The sequence below is a fragment of the Bradyrhizobium sp. BR 1432 genome, assembly GCF_051547705.1.
GTDB classification, from domain to species: Bacteria; Pseudomonadota; Alphaproteobacteria; order Rhizobiales; family Xanthobacteraceae; genus Bradyrhizobium; species Bradyrhizobium zhanjiangense.
This window is the reverse complement of sequence record NZ_JBPUGF010000003.1, coordinates 7938305-7959089: the sequence shown is the minus strand read 5'-3', so window position 1 is coordinate 7959089 and position 20785 is coordinate 7938305. Positions and strand designations below refer to the sequence as shown.

The 20785-nt window shown below is 64.3% G+C and carries 17 protein-coding genes and 2 pseudogenes; 7 read left to right on the top strand and 12 right to left on the bottom strand.

Annotated elements, in window-relative coordinates:
• The first annotated feature begins 136 nt into the window (after positions 1 to 136).
• From gcl to ACSKB8_RS38595, 4 genes are all read left to right on the top strand, one after another.
• The gene (gcl, locus tag ACSKB8_RS38610; RefSeq protein ID WP_438109675.1) at positions 137 to 1927 is read left to right on the top strand and encodes a glyoxylate carboligase; all 1791 of its coding nucleotides are present in this window, start codon (positions 137 to 139) and stop codon (positions 1925 to 1927) included.
• Between the two features lie 12 nt (positions 1928 to 1939).
• Entirely contained in the window at positions 1940 to 2725 is a 786-nt protein-coding gene (hyi, locus tag ACSKB8_RS38605; protein WP_438109673.1) for a hydroxypyruvate isomerase, read from the top strand.
• 194 nt (positions 2726 to 2919) lie between these two features.
• Positions 2920 to 3822, top strand: coding sequence for a 2-hydroxy-3-oxopropionate reductase (locus tag ACSKB8_RS38600; RefSeq protein ID WP_438110843.1), 903 nt, complete (start codon positions 2920 to 2922; stop codon positions 3820 to 3822).
• A 114-nt stretch (positions 3823 to 3936) separates the two neighbouring features.
• Positions 3937 to 4320, top strand: a complete 384-nt coding sequence (locus ACSKB8_RS38595; protein ID WP_130219524.1) for a DUF1236 domain-containing protein — start codon at positions 3937 to 3939, stop codon at positions 4318 to 4320.
• Between the two features lie 42 nt (positions 4321 to 4362).
• Here the strand turns inward: ACSKB8_RS38595 and ACSKB8_RS38590 are convergent, their stop codons facing one another.
• The 3 genes from ACSKB8_RS38590 to ACSKB8_RS38580 form a co-directional block, all read right to left on the bottom strand.
• The gene (locus ACSKB8_RS38590; protein WP_091892286.1) at positions 4363 to 4740 is read right to left on the bottom strand and encodes a VanZ family protein; all 378 of its coding nucleotides are present in this window, start codon (positions 4738 to 4740) and stop codon (positions 4363 to 4365) included.
• A 76-nt stretch (positions 4741 to 4816) separates the two neighbouring features.
• Positions 4817 to 5425 (bottom strand): thiamine pyrophosphate-dependent enzyme, encoded by a 609-nt coding sequence (locus ACSKB8_RS38585; RefSeq protein ID WP_438109671.1) that lies wholly within the window; start codon positions 5423 to 5425, stop codon positions 4817 to 4819.
• Between the two features lie 10 nt (positions 5426 to 5435).
• Positions 5436 to 6002, bottom strand: a complete 567-nt coding sequence (locus ACSKB8_RS38580) for a thiamine pyrophosphate-binding protein (RefSeq protein WP_438109669.1) — start codon at positions 6000 to 6002, stop codon at positions 5436 to 5438.
• A gap of 242 nt (positions 6003 to 6244) precedes the next feature.
• Here ACSKB8_RS38580 and ACSKB8_RS38575 point away from each other — a divergent pair, with 242 nt between their 5' ends.
• On the top strand, positions 6245 to 7294 hold the full coding sequence (locus ACSKB8_RS38575) for a hydroxyacid dehydrogenase (protein WP_438109667.1): 1050 nt from the start codon (positions 6245 to 6247) through the stop codon (positions 7292 to 7294).
• Positions 7295 to 7468: 174 nt separating this feature from the next.
• On the top strand, positions 7469 to 7681 hold the full coding sequence (locus ACSKB8_RS38570) for a hypothetical protein (RefSeq protein WP_164934549.1): 213 nt from the start codon (positions 7469 to 7471) through the stop codon (positions 7679 to 7681).
• 95 nt (positions 7682 to 7776) lie between these two features.
• Here the strand turns inward: ACSKB8_RS38570 and ACSKB8_RS38565 are convergent, their stop codons facing one another.
• From ACSKB8_RS38565 to ACSKB8_RS38540, 6 genes and pseudogenes are all read right to left on the bottom strand, one after another.
• Positions 7777 to 8355: an N-acetyltransferase family protein gene (locus tag ACSKB8_RS38565; RefSeq protein WP_438109665.1), complete on the bottom strand. Its 579-nt coding sequence runs from the start codon at positions 8353 to 8355 to the stop codon at positions 7777 to 7779.
• A 6-nt stretch (positions 8356 to 8361) separates the two neighbouring features.
• Positions 8362 to 10719 (bottom strand): annotated as a pseudogene (locus tag ACSKB8_RS38560) (Orn/Lys/Arg decarboxylase N-terminal domain-containing protein).
• Positions 10720 to 10820: 101 nt separating this feature from the next.
• Positions 10821 to 13024: pseudogene (locus tag ACSKB8_RS38555) on the bottom strand (xanthine dehydrogenase family protein molybdopterin-binding subunit).
• A gap of 7 nt (positions 13025 to 13031) precedes the next feature.
• Entirely contained in the window at positions 13032 to 14048 is a 1017-nt protein-coding gene (locus tag ACSKB8_RS38550) for an FAD binding domain-containing protein (RefSeq protein ID WP_438109663.1), read from the bottom strand.
• Positions 14045 to 14536: a (2Fe-2S)-binding protein gene (locus tag ACSKB8_RS38545; RefSeq protein WP_438109662.1), complete on the bottom strand. Its 492-nt coding sequence runs from the start codon at positions 14534 to 14536 to the stop codon at positions 14045 to 14047. Before ACSKB8_RS38545 ends, ACSKB8_RS38550 begins: the two co-directional genes overlap by 4 nt.
• A 142-nt stretch (positions 14537 to 14678) precedes the next feature.
• Entirely contained in the window at positions 14679 to 15158 is a 480-nt protein-coding gene (locus ACSKB8_RS38540) for an Lrp/AsnC family transcriptional regulator (RefSeq protein ID WP_164934551.1), read from the bottom strand.
• Between the two features lie 144 nt (positions 15159 to 15302).
• On the opposite strand from ACSKB8_RS38540, the gene ald reads away from it, so the two are divergent.
• Positions 15303 to 16418 carry an alanine dehydrogenase gene (gene ald / locus ACSKB8_RS38535; RefSeq protein ID WP_370990738.1) on the top strand — a complete coding sequence of 372 codons (1116 nt, stop codon included), beginning with the start codon at positions 15303 to 15305 and terminating at the stop codon, positions 16416 to 16418.
• A gap of 228 nt (positions 16419 to 16646) precedes the next feature.
• On the opposite strand, the gene ACSKB8_RS38530 is transcribed toward ald, so the two are convergent.
• Genes ACSKB8_RS38530 through ACSKB8_RS38520 form a run of 3 tightly spaced genes read right to left on the bottom strand, consistent with a single transcriptional unit; the run spans position 16647 to position 20685 of the window.
• On the bottom strand, positions 16647 to 18557 hold the full coding sequence (locus ACSKB8_RS38530) for a flavin-containing monooxygenase (protein ID WP_438109660.1): 1911 nt from the start codon (positions 18555 to 18557) through the stop codon (positions 16647 to 16649).
• Positions 18554 to 19195: a TetR/AcrR family transcriptional regulator gene (locus ACSKB8_RS38525; protein WP_091892312.1), complete on the bottom strand. Its 642-nt coding sequence runs from the start codon at positions 19193 to 19195 to the stop codon at positions 18554 to 18556. The genes ACSKB8_RS38530 and ACSKB8_RS38525 overlap by 4 nt, the downstream gene beginning before the upstream one ends.
• The gene (locus ACSKB8_RS38520; RefSeq protein ID WP_438109658.1) at positions 19192 to 20685 is read right to left on the bottom strand and encodes an AMP-binding protein; all 1494 of its coding nucleotides are present in this window, start codon (positions 20683 to 20685) and stop codon (positions 19192 to 19194) included. Before ACSKB8_RS38520 ends, ACSKB8_RS38525 begins: the two co-directional genes overlap by 4 nt.
• Between the last annotated feature and the right edge of the window lie 100 nt (positions 20686 to 20785).

The window sequence follows — 20785 nt, the reverse complement described above, 5'->3', positions numbered from 1 at the left end:
TTCTCCATCTAACCGATTGAGACCGCCGCGATTTTTCCGCGGCTGCCGCATCGTGGAAAATAAAATCGATCTCGTTGAGATCGCATCTTGCGCGCCCGATCATCTCGCTCGCTGACGCAACCAAGCGAGGTCCGATATGGCGAAGATGCGAGCCGTCGATGCAGCCGTGCGTATTCTGGAGAAGGAAGGCATCTCCACTGCCTTCGGGGTTCCCGGCGCGGCGATCAATCCGCTCTACTCGGCGCTGAAGAAGCGCGGCTCGATCCGCCACATCCTGGCGCGCCATGTCGAGGGCGCTTCGCACATGGCGGAAGGGTATACGCGGGCCAAGGCCGGAAATATCGGCGTCTGCATCGGCACTTCGGGGCCGGCCGGCACCGACATGATCACCGGGCTCTATTCGGCCATCGCCAATTCCATTCCGATCCTCTGCATCACCGGACAGGCGCCTCGGGCACGGCTCTACAAGGAGGATTTCCAGGCCGTTGACATCGAATCGATCGCAAAGCCGGTGACCAAATGGGCAGTGACGGTGCGCGAGCCCGCACTGGTGCCGCGCGTGTTCAGCCAGGCCTTTCATGTGATGCGCTCCGGCCGCCCGGGCCCGGTGCTGATCGACATGCCGCTCGATGTGCAGCTCGCCGAGATCGAGTTCGACGACGAGACCTATGAGCCGCTGCCGGTTTACAAGCCGGCTGCGACGCGCAAGCAGGTCGAAAAGGCGCTGGAGATGCTCAATGCTGCCGAGCGTCCGCTGATCGTCGTGGGCGGCGGCATCATCAACGCCGATGCCTCGGATCTGCTGGTGGAATTCGCCGAGATCGCGAACGTGCCTGTGGTGCCGACGCTGATGGGGTGGGGAGCGATTCCCGACGATCACGTGCTGATGGCCGGCATGGTCGGGCTTCAGACCAGCCACCGCTACGGCAACGCCACGCTGCTGGAATCCGATTTCGTGCTCGGCATCGGCAATCGCTGGGCCAATCGCCACACCGGCTCGGTCGAGACCTACACCAAGGGCCGCAAATTCGTTCACGTGGATATCGAGCCAACGCAGATCGGACGCGTGTTCAATCCCGATCTCGGCATCGTCTCTGACGCGAAGGCTGCGCTCGAATTGTTCGTTACCGTCGCCAGGGAGTGGCGCCGGTCAGGCAGGCTCCGCGAGCGCCAGGCGTGGCCCGCGTCCTGCCGCGATCGCAAGAAGACGATGCTGCGCAAGAGCCATTTCGACAACGTGCCGATCAAGCCGCAGCGCGTCTACGAAGAGATGAACAAGGCCTTCGGCCGCGACACCACTTATGTCACCGTGATCGGCTTGTCGCAGATCGCCGGCGCGCAATTCCTCGGCGTTTACAAGCCGCGCAACTGGATCAATGCGGGGCAGGCCGGGCCGCTCGGCTGGACGCTGCCGGCAGCGCTCGGGGTGCGTGCGGCGTGTCCGGAGCGAGAGATCGTCGCGCTCTCCGGCGACTACGACTTCCAGTTCTTGATCGAGGAGCTCGCGGTCGGCGCGCAATTCAATCTGCCTTACATCCACGTCGTCGTGAACAATTCCTATCTCGGCCTGATCCGCCAGGCCCAGCGCGGCTTCGACATGGACTATCACGTCCAGCTCTCTTTCGAGAACATCAACGCGCCCGAGATCGGCGTCTACGGTGTCGACCATGTTGCCGTCGCCCAAGGCCTCGGCTGCAAAGCGATCCGTGTCACTGACCCGAACGACACGCAAGCGGCGTTCGCGACGGCGCGCGAACTGATGGCCAAGCACCGCGTGCCGGTGGTGGTCGAATTCATCCTCGAACGCGTGACCAACATCGCGATGGGTACGGAGATCGACAACATCGTCGAGTTCGAGGATGTGCTGGATCTGCCGCTCGACGAGGTCGGAAGTGCTCGAGCTGGCGTGTTGCAGCCGGCAGAATAAGGGGAGAGCATCATGCCGAAATTCGCCGCCAATCTCACCATGCTCTTCAACGAGATGCCGTTTCTCGACCGCTTCGCCGCTGCGAAGGCTGCGGGATTTTCCGGGGTCGAGTATCTCTTTCCCTATGATTTCGATAAGGCGCAGCTGCGTGAGCAGCTCGAGGCGCACGGCCTCACGCAGGTGCTGCACAATTTGCCGGCCGGCAACTGGGCGGCGGGCGAGCGCGGCATCGCGATCCTGCCCGAACGCACCGCCGAATTCCGCGACGGCGTGTTCCGCGCCATCGACTACGCCAAGGCGCTCGATTGCGAGCAGCTCAATTGCCTGGTCGGCATCGCGCCTGCCGATGCCGACCGGCGCGAGCTCAACGAGACGCTGGTTGGAAACTTGCGCTTTGCGGCCTCGACGCTGGCGCGCGAGAACATCAAGCTGCTGGTCGAGCCGATCAACACGCTCGATATTCCCGGCTTCTACCTCAACGGCACCGAGCAGGCGGTGCAGCTGATCTCCGAAGTGCGGTCGAACAACCTGTTCATCCAGTACGATATCTATCACATGCAGATCATGGAGGGCGATCTCGCCCGCACCATGCAGGAATATCTGCCCCAGATCGCCCACATCCAGCTTGCCGACAATCCCGGCCGCCACGAGCCCGGCACCGGCGAGATCAACTATCCCTTCCTGTTCCGCCACCTCGACGCGATCGGCTATCGCGGCTGGATCGGCTGCGAATACAAGCCGCGCACCACGACGCTGGAAGGACTCTCGTGGCACGCGGCGCAGACGTTCGAGACGTGAGCAGACGCGGCGGCAGTGGGCTCCCTCTCCCGCTTGCGGGAGAGGGCTGGGGAGAGGGTGTCTCCGCGATGGGGCTCGCCAATATCCGTTGAAAGTCCCCAAGCGGATAAAGCCCTCACCCGGCACTGCGTGCCGACCTCTCCCGCAAGCGGGAGAGGTGCATCGAGCGCGCCGATCAAATTTCGCCAATTCAACTGAGAGAAACAGACATGACCAACATCGGCTTCATCGGACTTGGCACCATGGGACGGCCGATGGCCGGCCATCTCCTGGCGGCGGGCCATCGCGTTTTCCTGCATGATGCCACGCCGGTCGCGCCCGATCTGATCGCGGCCGGTGGCGTCGCCTGCAAATCGGGTAAGCAGGTCGCCGAGGAGGCGGACGCGGTCATCATCATGGTGCCGGATACGCCGCATGTGGAAGCCGTTCTGTTTGGCAAGGACGGTGTGGCGAGCGGCATCTCAAAGGGCAAGATCGTGGTCGACATGAGCTCGATCTCGCCGCTGGCGACGAAGGAGTTCGCCAAGAAGATCGAGGCGCTCGGTGCGGATTATTTGGACGCGCCGGTGTCGGGTGGCGAGGTCGGCGCCAAGGCGGCGAGCCTCACCATCATGGTCGGCGGGCCCGAGCGTGCCTTCAACATCATGAAGCCGGTGTTCGACAAGATGGGCAAGAACGTCACCAGGGTCGGGGCCAATGGCGACGGGCAGACCACGAAGGTCGCCAACCAGATCATCGTCGCGCTGACGATCGAGGCGGTGAGCGAAGCGCTGTTGTTTGCGTCGAAGGCCGGCGCGGATCCGGCGCTGGTGCGGCAGGCGCTGATGGGCGGCTTTGCATCATCGCGGATTCTCGAAGTCCATGGCGAACGCATGGTGAAGCGCAATTTCGATCCCGGCTTCCGCATCGAGCTGCACCAGAAGGATCTCAACCTCGCGCTCGAAGGCGCGCGTGCGCTCGGCCTCTCGCTGCCGAGCACGGCTGTGGCGCAGCAATTGTTCTCGTCCTGCACCGCTCATGGCGGCAAGGCCTGGGATCATTCGGCGATGGTGCGGGCGCTGGAACTAATGGCGGGGCATGAGATCGCCGCGGCCTAGACTGTTACCGGGTAACAGTCTCCAGAATTGACGCGTCTTTGGCCGTCAGGAACCGGAACAATGCTCCGGCCCTGCGGGTTGAAGGTGCACAACAATCACTGGAGGCGTAAGGACATGAAAACCCGTCTTGCGATTACGTTGGCTGCTGCGTCGCTGCTGGCGTCGAGCGCAGCCTTTGCTCAATCGACCACCGCCCAAGGCGCCGCGGAAGGCGCGCGTGCGGGCGGCGACATCGGCGGCCCGGTCGGCGCGATGGTCGGCGGCACCGTCGGTGCGGCCGTTGGCGCAGGTTTGGAAATTCCGAATGCGATTCTGGGCGGACTCCCGCGCGATGATTCCGTGGTGATCCGCGAGCGCGTCGTGGTTGGCGAGCCGTTGCCGCCGACCGTGGTGCTGCGCCCGGTACCGAACTACACGGAGTATCGCTACGCGGTCGTGAATGATCGCCGCGTGATCGTCGAGCCGCGCACGCGCCGCGTCGTCAAGATCATCGACTGATCTGCGCAAGCTACGCGCTGATAAAATGGGCCCTGCGGAGTGTCACTCCGCGGGGCCTTCGCTCGTCAGGACCGAATTTGCGCGAAGCCGGGCGGTGGCCCAATCGGCGGCGGCCGCGAGCACAAAGCCCAGGCAAGCCGTGAGAGCGTCGACCAGAAAATCCTCCAGCCGCGCATGGCGACCGGGTGCCCAAAATTGCATCAGTTCGAGCACGCCGATCAGCACGACCGCGGCCGCTGCGGTCAGCAGGCGTCGCTGCCGATAGGCGAGGCCGAAGGCCAGTCCCACCAGGATAAAGGCGAGCGCATGTTCGCCGTCCTGGCCGAAGTCGGAATGCGGCCGGAGGCCGGGGGGACCAAGGGTTGCGAATGTGACGGCGGCCGCGAGCAGCCAGGCAAAGGAACGAACCAAAAGGGACATCCGGCTCGCTTAGCACAGATTTGCACCGGGCCGTATAGTCCCGCCATCAGATCGACGTGTGGTTAATGACGAAATATTAAAGTGGCTCGCGCACGCCGAGGCCGTGCATGAAGCGTTCCCGTATCTGCACGGGGTCGCGCCGGGTGGTGCCGACGCCCGGCTTGTCGTCGATCCGGACCGCGATCAGGCTCGGCTCGTTAGCCGCCATCGCATCCTCGATCAGCCGCTCGAAATCCTCCTCGTCTGCAGCCCAGGCGCTGTTGGCGAGGCCGGACCCGACGGCGATGGCGACGATGTCGGCGACATCAGCGGCCGGTGTCGGCTGCGCGCCGGTAATTTGGTAGATGCCATTGTCCATCACGATCATCGTGAGGTTCTTCGGCTTCAGGGCTGCAATCGTCGAGAGCGCGCCGAGCTGCATCAGCAGCGAGCCGTCGCCTTCCAGCGCGAAGACGCGGCGGTCGGGCTGCGCCAGCGCCACTCCGAGTCCGATCGGGAAGGCGAGGCCCATGCTGCCCAGCATGTAGAAATTCTGCGGGCGGTGGCCGGCGGCCCAGAGATCGAAATTGGTGTTGCCGATGCCGCCGATCACCGCTTCCTCGTTTCCGAGCTTCGCGATCAGGCGCGAGGTGACGTCGAAACGGTTCATCACCTTGGTGTTGCGCGCATTCAGATTTGAACTCATTTCGCCGGCCTCACTTGTCGAACACCTTGCCGCCGGTGAGCAGCGGGCTCAGGATCAGCGCCACCGGCGCCTGCGTGGTGACGGCCTGCTTGATCGAGCGGTCCGTGATGAATTCGAGCTCATCGAGCCGGGTGATGGTGTGATGCTCCAGCGCCAGCGAGTCCAGCACCGGGCGCATGGTGCGGCAGACCAGCGACTGACCGTAATTGAACTCACCGAGCGTGCCGCGCTCGGATACGAACATGATCAGCGGGATCTGGTAGGGCACTGCGAGCGAGGCCAGAACGTTGGCGAGCGTCGCAAAACCCGAGGTCTGCATCAGCACCGCGCCGCGGCGGCCGCCCATCCAGGCGCCCGAGACGATGCCGACCGCTTCCTCCTCGCGGGCGGTGGCAAAGGTGGTGAAGAAGGGATCGGCCTGCAGGTTCCTGATCAGCGGTGTCAACACCCGATCGGGCACGTAAGGCACGAGGCTGATCTCGTTCCGCTTCAGGGTTTGCAGGACGATGTCATGCCAGCTCTTGTCGCCGGCCCCTTGCGTCGCCTGCGGCGAGGTCTGCTGCTCCGCAATCGCCATTGCGTTCTCCCTTGAGCCGCGTTGTATGCTTGTTGGTCTTCGGCCGTCGCGGCGCTCTCCTGAACTTGACGCAGCAGGCGGGATTGTCAACATGTCCGGGCCGGCACCGTGATCTGCGCCAGACGGCCTGCCGTGGCCGGCACCGCCATGTCATAAGTGCGGCAACGAAAGAGTGGGAGGAAGCAGGGAGGGGGGCGCGCCGCGCTGGCCTTGCTGATCCCTGGAGAGCCGGAAGGGTCCTGATGTCGGTCAACAGCAAGCGTGTCGTCTACTCCAATTATTTGGCCAATCCGATCTATATCGACATCCTCAAGGCACGGCCCGACGTCCGGCTCGATCGCATCGAGAACGGCAGCCCCGAAGACGTCTATGCGCCGCTCCTCGGCGCTACCCATGTCTACCAGGTCGGCGCCGCCCGCGACGAGCTCGCTCCGCATTTCCATGTCGATGCCGCTTTCCTGAAGCGCGCGCCGAATTTGCTGCTCGTCTCCAGCAACGGCGCCGGCTTCGACCCGGTCGACGTCGAGGCCTGCACGGCCGCCGGCGTCGTGGTCGTCAACCAGTCCGGCGGCAACGCCCATTCGGTCGCCGAGCACGCGCTGGCGATGATGTTAACGCTGTCCAAGCGCATCATCCAGTCGGACCGCAGGCTGCGCCGCGAGCGCGACGTCAACCGCAACGAGCTCGTCGGCAACGAGGTCGAGCGCAAGACCGTCGGCATCATCGGCCTCGGCAATGTGGGCCGCCGCATCGCCGCGCTGTGCAAGGGCCTGCTCGGCATGAAAGTGCTGGCCTATGACCCCTATTTGTCGGCCGAGGTGATGGCCGAGCGGGGCGGGGAGAAGGTCGAGCTCGACGAGCTCCTGCGCCGCGCCGATTTCGTCTCGATCTCCTGTCCGCTCAACAAGGGCAGCCGCAACATGATCAGCGTGCGCGAATTCGCGCTGATGCAGCCGCATGCCTATTTCATCACCACGGCGCGCGGCTTCATCCACGACGAGGACGCGCTGCTCCAGGCGTTGCGCGACAAGCGCATCGCCGGCGCCGGCCTCGACGTCTGGTCCAAGGAACCGCCGCCGCCGGAGCATCCGCTGCTCCAGCTCGACAACGTGCTGGCGAGCCCCCATACCGCGGGCGTGACGATCGAGGCGCGCCAGAACATGGGCCGCATCGCCGCCGAGCAGGTGCTGGATGTGCTGGACGGCAAGCGCCCGCCGCGCATCATCAATCCCGAGGTCTGGCCGCGGTATGCGGAGCGCTTCAAGCAGGCGTTCGGCGTGATGCCGGGGTAGGGACGGCTACCCTCTCTTCTCGTCATTCCAGGCTCGGCCCTGCGAGCCGCCCCGGAATGACGGAGCGAAGAAAACAGCGTCCCGACCTTGATCCGCGTCAAAATCTCCTTTCCCTGTCCGGCCTAAATGGGATTAGAGTGCCGCCGGGGCTGACCGGGGGCACCAGGAGGTCCCATGTCAACTTATGTCGTCAGGTTCATGAAGGACGTGCTCGGTCAGTACGGCCGGCAGATCGAGGTCTGCCAGGGGACGCTCGAGATCGACGCCGCCGACGAGGACGAGGCCAAGGAGCGGGCCAAGGCGAAGTTCTGCAAGGACCAGGCGTTGCATCATTGGTCCCTGCATGCCGACCGCATTCAGGTCAGACCGGCCGATTTTCCGTCATGAAGATCTAAATCGCGATGAGATTGTCATCGCGCTTTAGGTTATTGTTTGAGCATGATCCTTTCGGAAAACCGCTGCACACTTTTCCGGATCATGCTCTACCGGCCGGGCGCCGTGATGGGCGGAGGTGCTGTCGTGCCCGCGCCGAGCGACCGCTGCACCATCACGGTATCGGACCAGCGGCCGTGGCGATAGGCGACGCCGCAGAGCAGGCCGGCGCGCGCGAAGCCGAACTTCTCGTGCAGCGCCAGCGAGGGCGCATTGTCGGCATCGATATAGCCGATCATCTGGCGGAAGCCGGCCGCCGCACAGGCGTCGATCAGGTCCTGGAGCAGCAGCCGTCCGATCCCGCGGCCGAGATGCCCGTGGTGGACGTAGATGGAATGCTTGGCAGTGTAGCGATAGGCCGGCCGCTTGCGGAACAGCACGGCATAGGCATAGCCGACCACCTCGCCGCGATAGGTCGCGACCAGATGCGGCAGGCGGGTCTGCTTCAGGTTCTTGCGTCGGTCGCGCAGGTCGTCCGGCTCGGGCGCGCCGGTTCCCTCGACATCGCGCGGCACGCCAGCGCGGACATGATGGCGGTAGATCGCCAGCATCGCCTCGACATCGCTTTCGCGTGAGGCGCGGATCTGGACCTGGTCGTCCCCTGTGCGCGCGATCGCTGTTTCGTTCATCGGCACCTACTCGGCAACGACATAAAGTATAGAGCCCGATGCGGCCGTTCGCATCGATCTCCTTGTAGACGCCTTGGATTTCGACGTCGAACCCTGGAAATGTGTTGAAGCAGGTCTCGAACATCTTGAGATAGTCGATCATGGGCTTGGCTCGTTCCGTAAGCCTTTCGCCCGGAACGATGGTGGCGATGCCGGGCGGATAGACCACGAAGGGCGTGGTCGCGATGCGGCCCGCGATCGCTTCGATTGGCAGGTAGTCCACGTCATTGCGGAACAGATAACGCGCGGCTTCGCGGGGCGGCATCGCGATCTCAGGCATGTGCTCGGGCATGAACTGCCGCGCCTGGAGCGCGCTGACATCGGCGGCGCGGAAGAAGCGGTGCATCTCGCCACAGAGGTCGCGCAGTCGCACGCCGGCATAGCGTGCCTGCCGCCGCTGATGGAACTCGGGGATGACGTCGGCCAGAAGCGCATTGTCGTCGTGGAGCTTCTTGAACGCGACGAGTCCGGAGATCAGCGTGCCAGCCTTGCTGGCCTCGACGCCGGGCGTGAGCAGGAAGAGCAGGGAGTTGAGGTCGTTCTTCTCGGGGACAATGCGGTTCTCGCGCAAATATTGCGCGACGACCGGTGCGGGGATGCCGTGCTCGGCATAGGCGCCGGTGGTGCGGTCGAAGCCGGGCGTCAGCAGCGTCAGCTTGTTCGGGTCGGTCATGGCAAAGCCTTCGGTGAGGCCGGGGAAACCATGCCATGTGCTGTCGGGGGAGAGCTGCCACAGCGCGGGATTGGTGGCGAGTTCGTCGGTCGAGAGCGTTTCCCACGCGACGTTGTGCGCAGCGCCAGGGCGGCTGACATCGGGAATGGCGACGCGATCCGGCACGAACGGCTCGAAGAACCAGCGCCGGTCCGGATTTTGCTCCTTCTCCTCGAACTCCCGGCGCATCGCGCGGATCTTCTTGCGCAGCTCGATGCCGAGGCGGATCGTGTCGTCCCACAGCACTTCGCCGGAGCGGCCCTTCATCATCTGTGCGCCGACGTCGAGCGAGGCGAACAGCGGATAGAACGGTGACGTGGACGCGTGCTGCATGAAGCTCTCGTTGAAGCGGCGGTGCTCGACGCGCCGCTTCTGGCCGCGGATATGGCGGTCCTTGATGTGGATTTGGGATGCCTGCGAGAAGCTCGCGAGCTGCTTGTGGGTCGACTGCGTCGCGATGATGCCGGGCGCCTCGGGGGAAGGTTCGCAAGCCCCATGGCAAAGCGGCCGGCATAGAGCGGGTGGAATTTCATGAAGCCGGCCCAGGCCTCGTCGAACAGGATGTACTCGCAGAGATGGCCGATGCGCTTCAGGATCATGTCGGCGCTGTGGATGGTGCCGTCATAGGTGCACTGCTCGACCACGGCGACACGGAACGGCCGCTCCTTGCGCCAGGCGTCCTTGTCGGTGACCAGCGGGTGATTGCGGATCGTCTCGCGCAAGGCCTTCTCATCGAGCATGTCCCAGCGCATCGGGCCGATCAGGCCCCAGGCGTTGCGGATGGTCCGCACGTAGACCGGGACACCGCCATTGATCATCAGTGCGCCGTGATGGGCGGCCTTGTGGTTGTTGCGATCGAACAGCACGAGGTCGCCGTCGGTGACGAGTGCGCCGAGCGCGACCTTGTTCGATGTCGAGGTGCCGTTGAGCACGAAATAAGTCTTCTCCGCGCCGAAGATCTGGGCAGCTTCCTTCTGCGCCCGCAGCGCGGGCCCTTCATGGGTGAGGAGGTCGCCGAGATCGAGCACGGAATTGTCGAGGTCGTCGCGGAATACGGATTCGCCGAGATGCTCGACGAAGACGCGCCCGATCGGGCTGCGGTTGTAGAACACGCCGCCATTGTGCCCCGGACAGGTCCAGAGCTGGTTGCCTTCCTCGGCATAGTCGACCAGCGCGCCGAAGAACGGCGTCTTCAGCGTCTCGGCATATTGCTTCAGCCGGCTGATCAGGTTCTTGGCGATGAAGGTCGGCGTCTCCTCCGACAGGAAGACATAACCGTCGATGAAATCGAGCACTTCGACCGGCAAATCCTCGAACCGCTTGCGACGGATCAAGAGGATGATGGGGAAATCGAGGCCCCGGCGCCTCATCAGATTGATCAGCGCCGAGGTCCTGCCCTCGAGGCCCTTCTTGCCCCAGTCCACCACCATGCAGCCGATCGCGGCATCGGTCTGCACCGCCATCTCGGCATCCTCCAGCTTGCGGGCTCGGACCACCTCGAAGCCGGAGCGCTGGATCTCCTCGATGATCTGATTGAAACGGACGCCTTCGAGATCGTCGGCGTCGAACACAGGTGCGGCGAACAGGAAGTTGAAGCGCTTGAAATAGTCCATGTCGGGTCCCGAATGTGGCAGAGATACAGCTCTCGGCACATTCGATGACAGTTGGATGACAAGAGCCTGAGCGCTACGGGAGGGTTCGAGCGGTCTGCGGCTCAATCCATTAGCTTGTCCAGTGTGATCGGGAAGCGCCGGATGCGCTTGCCGGTGGCATGGTAGACGGCGTTCGCAATCGCCGCAGGCACGCCGACGATGCCGATCTCGCCGAGACCCTTGACACCCAGCCTGTTGATCCGCTCGTCCGGCTCATCGACGAAAATCACGTTGATGTCGTGAATGTCGGCATTCACGGGAATGTGGTACTCGGCGATGTTCGCGTTCATGATGCGACCGAAGCGGTGATCCATCACCGTCTCCTCGTGCAGCGCCATTCCGATTCCCCAGACCACGCCGCCCATGATCTGGCTGCGGCCCGTCTTGGTGTTCAGGATGCGTCCGGCGGCGACCGCACTCACGACCCGCGTCACGCGGATGACGCCGAGCTGCTCATCGACCTTCACCTCGGCGAAAACGGCCGAATGCGTGTTGCGGGCATGCGACTTGTCCTCGGCGAACTCGTTGAGCTTCTCCCTTTCGATCCGCTCGAGCTTGCTGTGGCGCATTGCATCGGCGATCGAGACGGCACGGTTCCTGTCGCCGGCCTTGGCGACGGTTCCGTCGACGAGAATGATGTCCGACGCATCGACGCTGCCGAGTGGCGAGGCAGGCATCGCCTTAGCGTGACGCGCGAGTTCCCGGCGAATCTCCTCGGCCGCTCCTAAAACGGCGTGCGCGCTCGAGGCGGCCATCCACGAGCCGCCTTCCACCGGCGCCTGCGGCAGGGTCGAGTCCGCGAGCCTGACGCTGATGTTCTCGATCGGCAGCCCGAGGGCGTCGGCCGCTACCTGCGACACGATGGTGTAGGTGCCGGTGCCGATGTCGGATGCGGCGCAGGAGACCTCGGCATGGCCGTTCGACGTCAGAACGATGCGGACGGCGACTGGCATCTGCAGTGCCTCCCACACGCCTGTCGCCATGCCCCAGCCGACCAGGTCGTTGCCGTCGCGCATGGAGCGCGGCGCGGGATTGCGCCGGGCCCAGCCGAAGGCTTCTGCGCCGCGGGCGTAGCATGCGCGCAACTGCTTGCTGGTGTAGGGCAGGTTCTCGCTCTGGTCGAGATCCGAGTAGCACTTCAGCCGCAGCTCGATCGGGTCGAGCTTGAGCGCGACGGCCAATTCGTCCATGGCGCATTCGAGCGCGCAGACGCCCGATGCCGCGCCCGGCGCGCGCATGTCGCAGGGGGTGGCGACGTCGAGGTGGACGAGCTTGTGGGAGAGGCGGCTGTTGGGACTCTTGTAGAGCTGCTCCCCCAGCCGGTATCGTTGCGCGAGAAATCCTCAAACCGCGAGGTGACGGCAATCGCTTCGTGGGTCACGGCATCGAGCGTGCCGTCGGGCTTTGCGCCGAGCGCAACGTGCTCGATGGTCATCGGACGGTAGCCCAGGCCGTACATCTGCTGCCGTGTCAGGACGACACGGACGGGCCGCTTGAGCGCGAGCGCGCCAAGCGTTGCCAAGACCACCTGGTATTGCGGCCGCAGACCGGAGCCGAAGGCGCCGCCGACATAGGGCGAGAGCACGCGGATGTCGTCCGGCTTCTTTCCGAAAACGCTGCAGAGAAACTTCTGGATGTTCTGGACGCCTTGGGTCTTGTCATAGACCGTAAGCCTGCCGTTGCCGTCCCAGACGGCAGTTGTCGCATACAGCTCCATTGGGTTGTGATGCTCGCTCGGAATGACATAGTCCGCCTCATGATGGACGGCCGCCCGCGTCAGCGCTGCTGCCGCGTCACCGCGCCGCTTGTGCGGCTGATCCACTTTGGCAGCCTTGCCGCGTTCGGATTCGAGATCGGTCGCAAACGCCTCCTGCTCGTACTCAATGCGAACGCGGCTTGCGGCGAATTTGGCGGTTTCCCAGTCCTCCGCCACGACCAACGCGATCGGCTGGCCGTTGAACTTGATCCTGTCGTCATAGAGCGGGCGGAACGGCGAGCCCTTCTCCGGTGCCACCTCGTCCTTCCAGGCTTCGTCCTTGTCGGCGAGCGCCGGGCGATGCGCATGGGTGAGCACGTCGACCACGCCCTTCACCTTCAGCGCCTCGCTGGGGTCAAGCCGAGCGATGCGCCCGCGCGGAATGGTGGCCTCGACGACGAAGCCATGGAGGAGGCGGTCTGCTGCGAATTCGCCGGCATATTTGGCGGCGCCGGTGACCTTGGCCCGGCCATCGACGCGGGAGGTTGGTGTTCCGACATAGGCGTTCATCGGGCCCTCACGCGATCTTCTTGTGAGCTTGTGATTGCGGTGTGGCGTTTGCGGCCTGCATCAGCGTACGCACGACGGCTCGGCGCGCGAGCTCGATCTTGAAGCCGTTGTGCGAGCGAGCGGTTGCTCCCTGCAGCAACAGATCGGCGGCGTGCCCAAAATGGTCCGGCGTTGCCGCCTGGCCGCGCAAAGCCGCTTCGGCCTCGAGGCTTCGCCACGGCTTGTGGGCCACGCCGCCGAGCGCCAGGCGCGCTTCGCTGATTGCGTTTCCTTCCAGTTCGAGCGCGGCCGCAACCGAGACCAAGGCAAAGGCGTAGGACAGCCGATCGCGGATCTTCAGATAGCTGTAGTTCTGCGCAAAGCCGCGCGGCGGCAGCTCGATTGCGGTGATGATCTCGCCGCTGCCGAGATTGGTATCGACGTGAGGCTTGTCGTCCGGAAGCCGATGGAAATCGGTCAGCGCGATGGTGCGCTGACCGGTCGGGCCAGCGATGTGCACGAGCGCGCCGAGCGCGGCCAGCGCCACGCTCATGTCGGATGGATTGGTCGCGATGCAGGACGTGCTGGTGCCGAGGATTGCGTGGTTGCGGTTGAGGCCATCGAGTGCCGAGCAGCCGGAGCCGGGGCTTCGCTTGTTGCAAGGCGTCGCCGTGTCGTAGAAGTAGGCGCAGCGCGTTCGCTGCATCAGATTGCCGCCGACCGAGGCCATGTTGCGCAGTTGCGCGGAGGCGCCGGCCAGGATGGCGCTGGCGAGCAGGGGATAGCGCTGCTCGATCACCGGGTGGTAGGCGAGATCCGAATTCGGCACCAATGCGCCGATGCGCAGCCCACCGTCGGGCGTTTCCTCGATGTCGCGGAGCGGCAGGCGGGAAATGTCGATCAGCCGGGAGGGCCGCTCGACATTCTGCTTCATCAGGTCGATCAGGTTGGTGCCGCCGGCAATCAGCTTCGCGCTCGGATCGGCGGCCAGCAGGCGAATGGCGTCAGCAACATCGCTTGCGCGGGAATACTGGAAGTTGTTCATGACCGGCCCATTGCCTGCTCGATCGCAGCCACGATGTTGGGATAGGCGCCGCAGCGGCAGAGATTCCCGCTCATCAATTCCCGGATCTCGTCAGCGTCCCTGGAGTGGCCTTCGGCCAGGAGGCCGGCCGCCGAGCAAATCTGTCCTGGCGTGCAATAGCCGCATTGGAATGCGTCGTGATCGATGAAGGCCTGTTGCAGGGGATGCAGCGCGCCGTCCTTGGCGAGGCCTTCGATCGTGGTGATCTCGGCGCCATCCTTCATGATGGCGAGCGTCAGGCATGAATTGACGCGCCGACCGTCGACGAGCACGGTGCAGGCGCCGCATTGGCCGTGATCGCAGCCTTTCTTCGTACCCGTCAGCGCAAGATGATCACGCAATGCGTCCAGCAGCGTGGTCCAGGGCAGAAGATCAAGGGTGCGACTGACACCATTGACGATGAGATGAATCGGAGTGCGTTCTGGAATTTCATGCGTGGCATCGCCCATGTCCTGCTCCCTGCAGGCGATCGAGCCGAGACGTCAGCCGTGCTGACGCGGGGACACATCGCTTCCGCTGGCCAATGGCGTGCAACGGACAAGCGGCCGCTTGGTTCCTTGCCGGGAATTGGGCGCGCCCGCGGCGCAGCGGTCAGCGCTTCGCCTCGCCGAACACCACGGTCGGCACGGCGCGGTTGACGATCTCGCGCAGCGCGAAGCTCGATTGCACCCGCGCGACGCGCGGCAGGCGCGACAGCTCGGTACGGTGGATGCGTTCGAAATCCTGGATGTCGCGGGCGAGCACGATCAGGATGTAGTCGTCTGTGCCCGACATCAGGAAGCAGCGCACGACGGAGGGGCACTTCACCACCTCCGCCTCGAACGCCTTCAGCGCGTCGTCGCTCTGGCTCTCCAGCGCGATCCGGACCAGCACCGTCGTAGTCAGGCCAAACTGCGCCAGATCGAGCGTGGCCTGATAGGCCTGGATGTAGCCATCGTCCTCCAGCGCCTTCTGCCGCCGCGCCATCGCCGTGCTCGACAAGCCGATCTTGTTGGCAAGCTCGGTGTGGCTGGCCCGCGCATTGGTCGTGAGTTCCGCGAGGATGGCGAGGTCTTTCCGGTCGAGGGCCAAGGTTTTGTTTCCAGCGTGAAAGGACATTTCCGCGCCCGAAACCGGCGCGCCAGGCGCGAACCTAGCGGATATTTGCACGAAACCAAACTGCCGCCATCGCTACGATGATGAACGGAATCAATGCTTTGGAGGAGGGGTTGAAAGATGCGCGTCGGTGTTCCCAAGGAGATCAAGGTGCAGGAATATCGCGTCGGGCTCACTCCGGGCGCGGTCCGTGAATATGTCGCGGCCGGCCACCAGGTGACGGTCGAGACTGGCGCAGGCAGCGGCATCGGCGCCCCCGACGACGTGTATCGGCGGGCAGGGGCTGCGATCGCCGAAAGTGCCCGCGAAATCTTCGCCAAATCCGACATGATCGTGAAGGTGAAGGAGCCGCAGAAAAGTGAATGGGCCCAGCTCCGCGAAGGCCAGATCCTGTTTACTTATCTCCATCTTGCGCCGGACCCGGAGCAGGCCAAGGGGTTGCTTGCGTCCGGCTGCACTGCGATCGCCTATGAGACCGTCACGGACGCGAGCGGTCACCTCCCGCTGCTCGCGCCGATGAGCGAAGTCGCCGGCCGCCTCGCCATCGAGGCCGCCGGCGCCGCGCTCAGGCGGACGGCCGGCGGCCGCGGGCTGCTGCTCGGCGGCGTGCCCGGCGTGCAGCCGGCGCGGGTGGTCGTGCTCGGCGGCGGCGTGGTGGGAACGCAGGCGGCGCGGATGGCCGCAGGGCTCGGCGCCGAAGTCACGGTGATCGATCGCTCAATTCCGCGGTTGCGCCAGCTGGACGATCTCTTTATCGGCCGCGTGCGCACCCGCTTCTCGACGATCGAGTCGGTCGAGGAGGAGGTGTTCGCTGCAGACGTCGTGATCGGCGCCGTGCTGGTGCCGGGCGCCAGCGCGCCGAAGCTCGTCACGCGCGCGATGCTGGCATCGATGCGGCCGGGCGCGGTGCTGGTCGACGTCGCGATCGACCAGGGTGGCTGTTTCGAGACCTCGCATCCCACCACCCACACCGAGCCGACCTATGAGGTCGACGGCGTCGTGCATTACTGCGTCGCCAACATGCCGGGCGCGGTGCCGGTGACGTCGAGCCAGGCGCTGAACAACGCGACGCTGCCGTTCGGGTTGATGCTCGCGAACAAGGGCTTTGCCGCGGTGCTGGAAAATCCGCACTTGCGCAACGGGCTCAACGTGCATCGCGGCCGAATTACCAACAAGGCGGTGGCGGAAAGCTTAGGTTTGGAATTCGCTCCGGTGGAGAGCGGGCTGGCGGCGTAGTTTCTTCCCTTCTCCCCTTGCGGGAGAAGGTGGCATAGGCGGCCTTCCGCCGTCGTTCTCAAGAACGCCGAAGCGAAGCTTCGGCTATGGCGCCGGGATGAGGGGTTGTCTCGGCGAATTCATTGAGAGTTGGTCTCGCGGAGACAACCCCTCACCCGGCTTCGCTTTCGCGAAGCCACCCTCTCCCGCAAGGGGAGAGGGTGCACCGGTGTTGCCGCTCCAATTCAGTCATACCTTCGTCAGCTTGTACTGGCCCAGATCCGGATCGTGGGTCATGCGCCAGTAGTCCACGAACCGCCACGGCATCGCCGAAAACACGCGGCCGCTTGCATTGCGGTAATAAGTGCTCATGCCCGGATGGGTCCAAATCATGGCCTCGTGCTCGACGTCGACCTTGCGGACGTAGTCGTCGAGCACCTCCTGGCGGACATCGATGGCGGCAACGTCGTGCTCGATCATGTCGACCAGGCACGCCGAGATGTAGCGGCTCTGGCATTCCGACTGGAAGATGACGCTGCCGCCGTGGGCGGGGCCGGAGTTCGGCCCGAGCATGCAGAAGAAGTTTGGAAAGCCCGGCACGGTAAGGCCGAGGAACGCGGTCGGATTGTCGTTGGCCCAGGCCTCGCGCAAATCCTTGCCGGCGCGGCCGCTGATGTTGAGGCGCGCGGCCATCTCCGTGACCTTGAAGCCGGTGGCAACCACGATGATATCGGTGGGACGGTGCTTGCCTTCGGCTGTGACGATGCCGTTCTGGTCGAAATGGTCGATGGTGTCCGTGACGAGCTCCACGTTGGATCGCGTCAAAGTCTTGAACCAGTTGTTGTCGAGCAGGATGCGCTTGCCGTAGGGCGGATAGGTCGGCACGCATTTTTCGATCAGGTCGGGCCGGCTCTGTAGCTCGGATAGGATGAAGTCAGTGAGTTCCTGCCGGTGCCGGTCATTGCCCTTGTTGACGGCGCGCTCCGGATGCGGCCAGGCCGGATCCTTGCGCAAGAAGGGCAAGAGGCCGTCGCCATAGCGCCAGAACATGTTGAAACGGTACCACTGCACATAGAACGGCAGGTGCGCCAACAGCCAGCGTGCGCTCTCGCTGATCGGATCGGCATAGCCCTTCACCGGCCGCGCCCATTGCGCGCTGCGCTGGTAGACGGTGACGGAGGCAACACAGCCGGCGATCGACGGCACCAGCTGCATCGACGTCGCGCCGGTGCCGATCACGGCGACATGCTTGCCCTCGAAATCGATATCGTCGGACCATAGTGCCGAGTGCAGGATCGTGCCCTTGAAGTTCTCCTCGCCCTTGAAGCAGGCGCGGGAGGGGTCGTTGAGCTGGCCGATGGCGGAGACCAGCGCGGTGGATTCGAAAGTCTCCTCGCCGTTCTCGGTCTTGAGTGTCGAAACCCAGTGTTGCCTTCCTTCATCCCAGCGTGATGAGGTCAGCTCGGTGTTGACGCGCAGATGCTTGCGGATGCCGTATTCGTCCGCGACATTCTGCAGATAGCCGAGCAGCTCCTCACGCGGGCAGAAATAACGCGTCCATGCGTTGCGCGAGCCGAAAGAGTAGGAATAGGAATGGTTCGGCGTGTCGACGCCGCAGCCGGGATAGCGGTTGATCCACCAGGTGCCGCCGAGCTCGGCGTTCTTCTCGACGATGGTGTAGGGGATGCCGAGATGGCCGAGCGCCACGCCGAGCGCGATGGCGCAGACGCCGGCGCCGACGATCAGCACATGCTGGTCGGCAAGCTTTTCGTCGGAGGGGCGCTTCGTCCAGCGCGCCTCGCGCGGCACAAAGCCCATCTCCTCCCGCATCAAAGGCGCATATTCCGGCGCGACATTCTCGCCGAGGCAGGCGCGCATCATCTTCAGCAGCAGCGCCTCGCCAGGATCGGTGATCACGGGTTTCGGCGTGCCATTGGCGAAGAGCCTGACGACGGCGGCGCGGATCTCGTCCTGGATGTCCCGGGGCACGCCGGCCTCCGGATCGGGAATGAGGCGGATGTCGCGCTTGGGCAAATAGGGCGGTTCGAGCCACTTCTCGTCGCCGGTCATGTGCACCAGCACCATCAGAAGGCAGCGGATGTCGCCCTCGGCGATGGCCGAGGCGAGGTCGAGCGGCTTGTGCGGAGACGAGATGTTCATGGCGTGTCCTGATCTCCGGAGGCAGTGAAGAGGCCGCGCGTCATCAGCTTGCGATAGGCGGAGATGACGTGGTCGGGCACGGCGGTGACGCCGGCTTCCGAATAGGAGTAGCGCCGGCTGAGATAGCCGCGCGCGCCCATCAGCATATGGACGATCGCTTCGAATTCCTCGTCGCTGTAATCTTCGATCGCGCCGGCAAGCCGCGCGCGACGCAAAATGCGGACATAGGCCGTCGAGATGTTGTCGAGATGCTTCTGGTAGCCGGTCGGTGCGAAGAATTCGGCCTCGTTGAGAATACGCAGGAACTCAGGCACCTCGCGGATGAAGTCGAAGAAGGCGGCGAAGCGCTCGATCTCCTGCCGTGCTGCATGCGCCGTGCCGGTGCGGGCGCGGATGAACTCGACCATGTCGAGGCCGATCTTGGGCAGCAGCTGGTTCAGCAGCTCCTGGCGGTTCTCGAAATGATTGTAGAACGTGCCCTGCGCGACACCGGCTTCCTCGGTAATGCGGGCGACCGAGGCTTCAGCATAGCCATGCTTGCCGACCACCTTAGTGGCAGCCTCAAAAATCTTCTGCTTGGTCCAGGCGTTGCGCTCGACCCGGTTCAGCTTGGTTATTTTTGCGGTCGCTTGCGTCATTCGGAGGTCTCCAGCTCGGCGCGCAGCACGCGCTTGAGGATCTTGCCTGACGGGTTGCGCGGCAGGCTGTCACGGAGGACGAGCTGTTTCGGCACCTTGAAGCTCGCCAGCCGCGCGCGGCAATGCTCGGTAAGGGCAGGGAGGTCGAGGCTCGCGCCCTCAGTCAGCACGACGATCGCGACCGGCCGCTCGCCCCAGCGCGCATCGCGCAGGCCAATCACGGCGACCTCACGCACTTCGGGCAAATCGTAGATGACGCGCTCGACCTCGGAGGAGGCGATGTTCTCGCCACCGGAGATGATCATGTCCTTCTTGCGGTCGGTCAGGTAGAGAAAGCCCTCGGCGTCGAGATAGCCGACGTCGCCGCTGCGGAACCAGTCGCCGAAGAAGGCGGACGCCGTCTTCTCCGGATCCTTCCAATAGCCGCGGGTGATCTTCGGGCCGCGCAGGCAGATCTCGCCATTGACGTTCGGCGGCAGCGCGTTGCCGTTCTCGTCACGGATCTCGATCTCGACATGGGCGATGGCGCGACCGGTGGAGCCGATCTTCTCGATCTCGCGGCCTTTCTCCATGAAGGTGTCGCCGCCGACGGTTTCGGTGAGGCCGTAGGCGTCGATGTAGCGCGCATTGCGGAAATATTCGGAGAAGGCGCGGATGCGCGCCTCCGGCGTCTTCTCGCCACCGCCGATCGCCCATTGCAGGCTGGAGACATCGTAGCGGTCGCGGGTGGGGCAGGTGAGTATCGCGGTGGTCATGACAGGCGCGAACCAGGCCGCGTTGAGCTTGTCTTCTGCGATAGCCGCCAGCGCCGCCTCGGGCTCGAAATTGCGCTCGATGCGAATGAAGCCGCCATGCCAGAGCACGGCGATGCCGGGCAGGTCGAGCGCGCCGACGTGATAGAGCGGGCCAACGACGAGAAGACGCGTGTCGGCGCCGAGGCCCAGCGCGATCGTCTGGTCGGCGGACTTCCAGTAGAAATTATCGTAGGTGAGCATCACGCCCTTGGGGCGGTCGGTCGTGCCCGAGGTGTACATCAGCCGCATCAGGTCGGAGGGGCGGCGCACATGCATCGGTGCTGCCATCGTGTCGCCTGCCAGATGGGTGATGCTCTGCTGTGCGGCCTCGTCGAGCACGACGATGTTCGCGCCCGCTGCATTCGCAGCCAATTCCTCTTCGGCGACCAGAAGGCGCGCGCCGGCATTGCCGGTGATGTAGCCGACCTCGTCGCGGGACAGGCGAAAATTGATCGGCAAGAACACCGCGCCGAGATGGCTGGTCGCAAAGACGAGCTCCAGGAACGCCGCGCTGTTCTTCATCAGCACGGCGACGACATCGCCGGCACCGATGCCCTGCGCGGCGAGCCAGCCGGCGACCGTCCCGATGCGCGCGCCGAACGCCGCGTAGGAGATCTCCTCGCCGCGGTATTTCAGCGCGGGCCGGTCCGGCGTCCGCCGGGCATGAAAGGCGATGAAGCTCGAAAGGTTGATCATTTGCCGGATTTTGGGCCGATTGCCGGCCTCATGTCCTCTCTTGATGAATTCTGACTCGTAATTCATCTTTGGCTTGACGTCACCCCCCACCCTCTGAAAT

Excerpts from the sequence above, each read along its gene's own strand:
- gcl (WP_438109675.1), top strand. The coding sequence starts at position 137 with ATGGCGAAGATGCGAGCCGTCGATGCAGCCGTGCGTATTCTGGAGAAG.
- hyi (WP_438109673.1), top strand. The coding sequence starts at position 1,940 with ATGCCGAAATTCGCCGCCAATCTCACCATGCTCTTCAACGAGATGCCG.
- ACSKB8_RS38595 (WP_130219524.1), top strand. The coding sequence starts at position 3,937 with ATGAAAACCCGTCTTGCGATTACGTTGGCTGCTGCGTCGCTGCTGGCG.
- ACSKB8_RS38590 (WP_091892286.1), bottom strand. The coding sequence starts at position 4,740 with ATGTCCCTTTTGGTTCGTTCCTTTGCCTGGCTGCTCGCGGCCGCCGTC.
- ACSKB8_RS38585 (WP_438109671.1), bottom strand. The coding sequence starts at position 5,425 with ATGAGTTCAAATCTGAATGCGCGCAACACCAAGGTGATGAACCGTTTC.
- ACSKB8_RS38580 (WP_438109669.1), bottom strand. The coding sequence starts at position 6,002 with ATGGCGATTGCGGAGCAGCAGACCTCGCCGCAGGCGACGCAAGGGGCC.
- ACSKB8_RS38575 (WP_438109667.1), top strand. The coding sequence starts at position 6,245 with ATGTCGGTCAACAGCAAGCGTGTCGTCTACTCCAATTATTTGGCCAAT.
- ACSKB8_RS38570 (WP_164934549.1), top strand. The coding sequence starts at position 7,469 with ATGTCAACTTATGTCGTCAGGTTCATGAAGGACGTGCTCGGTCAGTAC.
- ACSKB8_RS38565 (WP_438109665.1), bottom strand. The coding sequence starts at position 8,355 with ATGAACGAAACAGCGATCGCGCGCACAGGGGACGACCAGGTCCAGATC.
- ACSKB8_RS38550 (WP_438109663.1), bottom strand. The coding sequence starts at position 14,048 with ATGAACAACTTCCAGTATTCCCGCGCAAGCGATGTTGCTGACGCCATT.
- ACSKB8_RS38545 (WP_438109662.1), bottom strand. The coding sequence starts at position 14,536 with ATGGGCGATGCCACGCATGAAATTCCAGAACGCACTCCGATTCATCTC.
- ald (WP_370990738.1), top strand. The coding sequence starts at position 15,303 with ATGCGCGTCGGTGTTCCCAAGGAGATCAAGGTGCAGGAATATCGCGTC.
- ACSKB8_RS38530 (WP_438109660.1), bottom strand. The coding sequence starts at position 18,557 with ATGAACATCTCGTCTCCGCACAAGCCGCTCGACCTCGCCTCGGCCATC.
- ACSKB8_RS38525 (WP_091892312.1), bottom strand. The coding sequence starts at position 19,195 with ATGACGCAAGCGACCGCAAAAATAACCAAGCTGAACCGGGTCGAGCGC.
- ACSKB8_RS38520 (WP_438109658.1), bottom strand. The coding sequence starts at position 20,685 with ATGATCAACCTTTCGAGCTTCATCGCCTTTCATGCCCGGCGGACGCCG.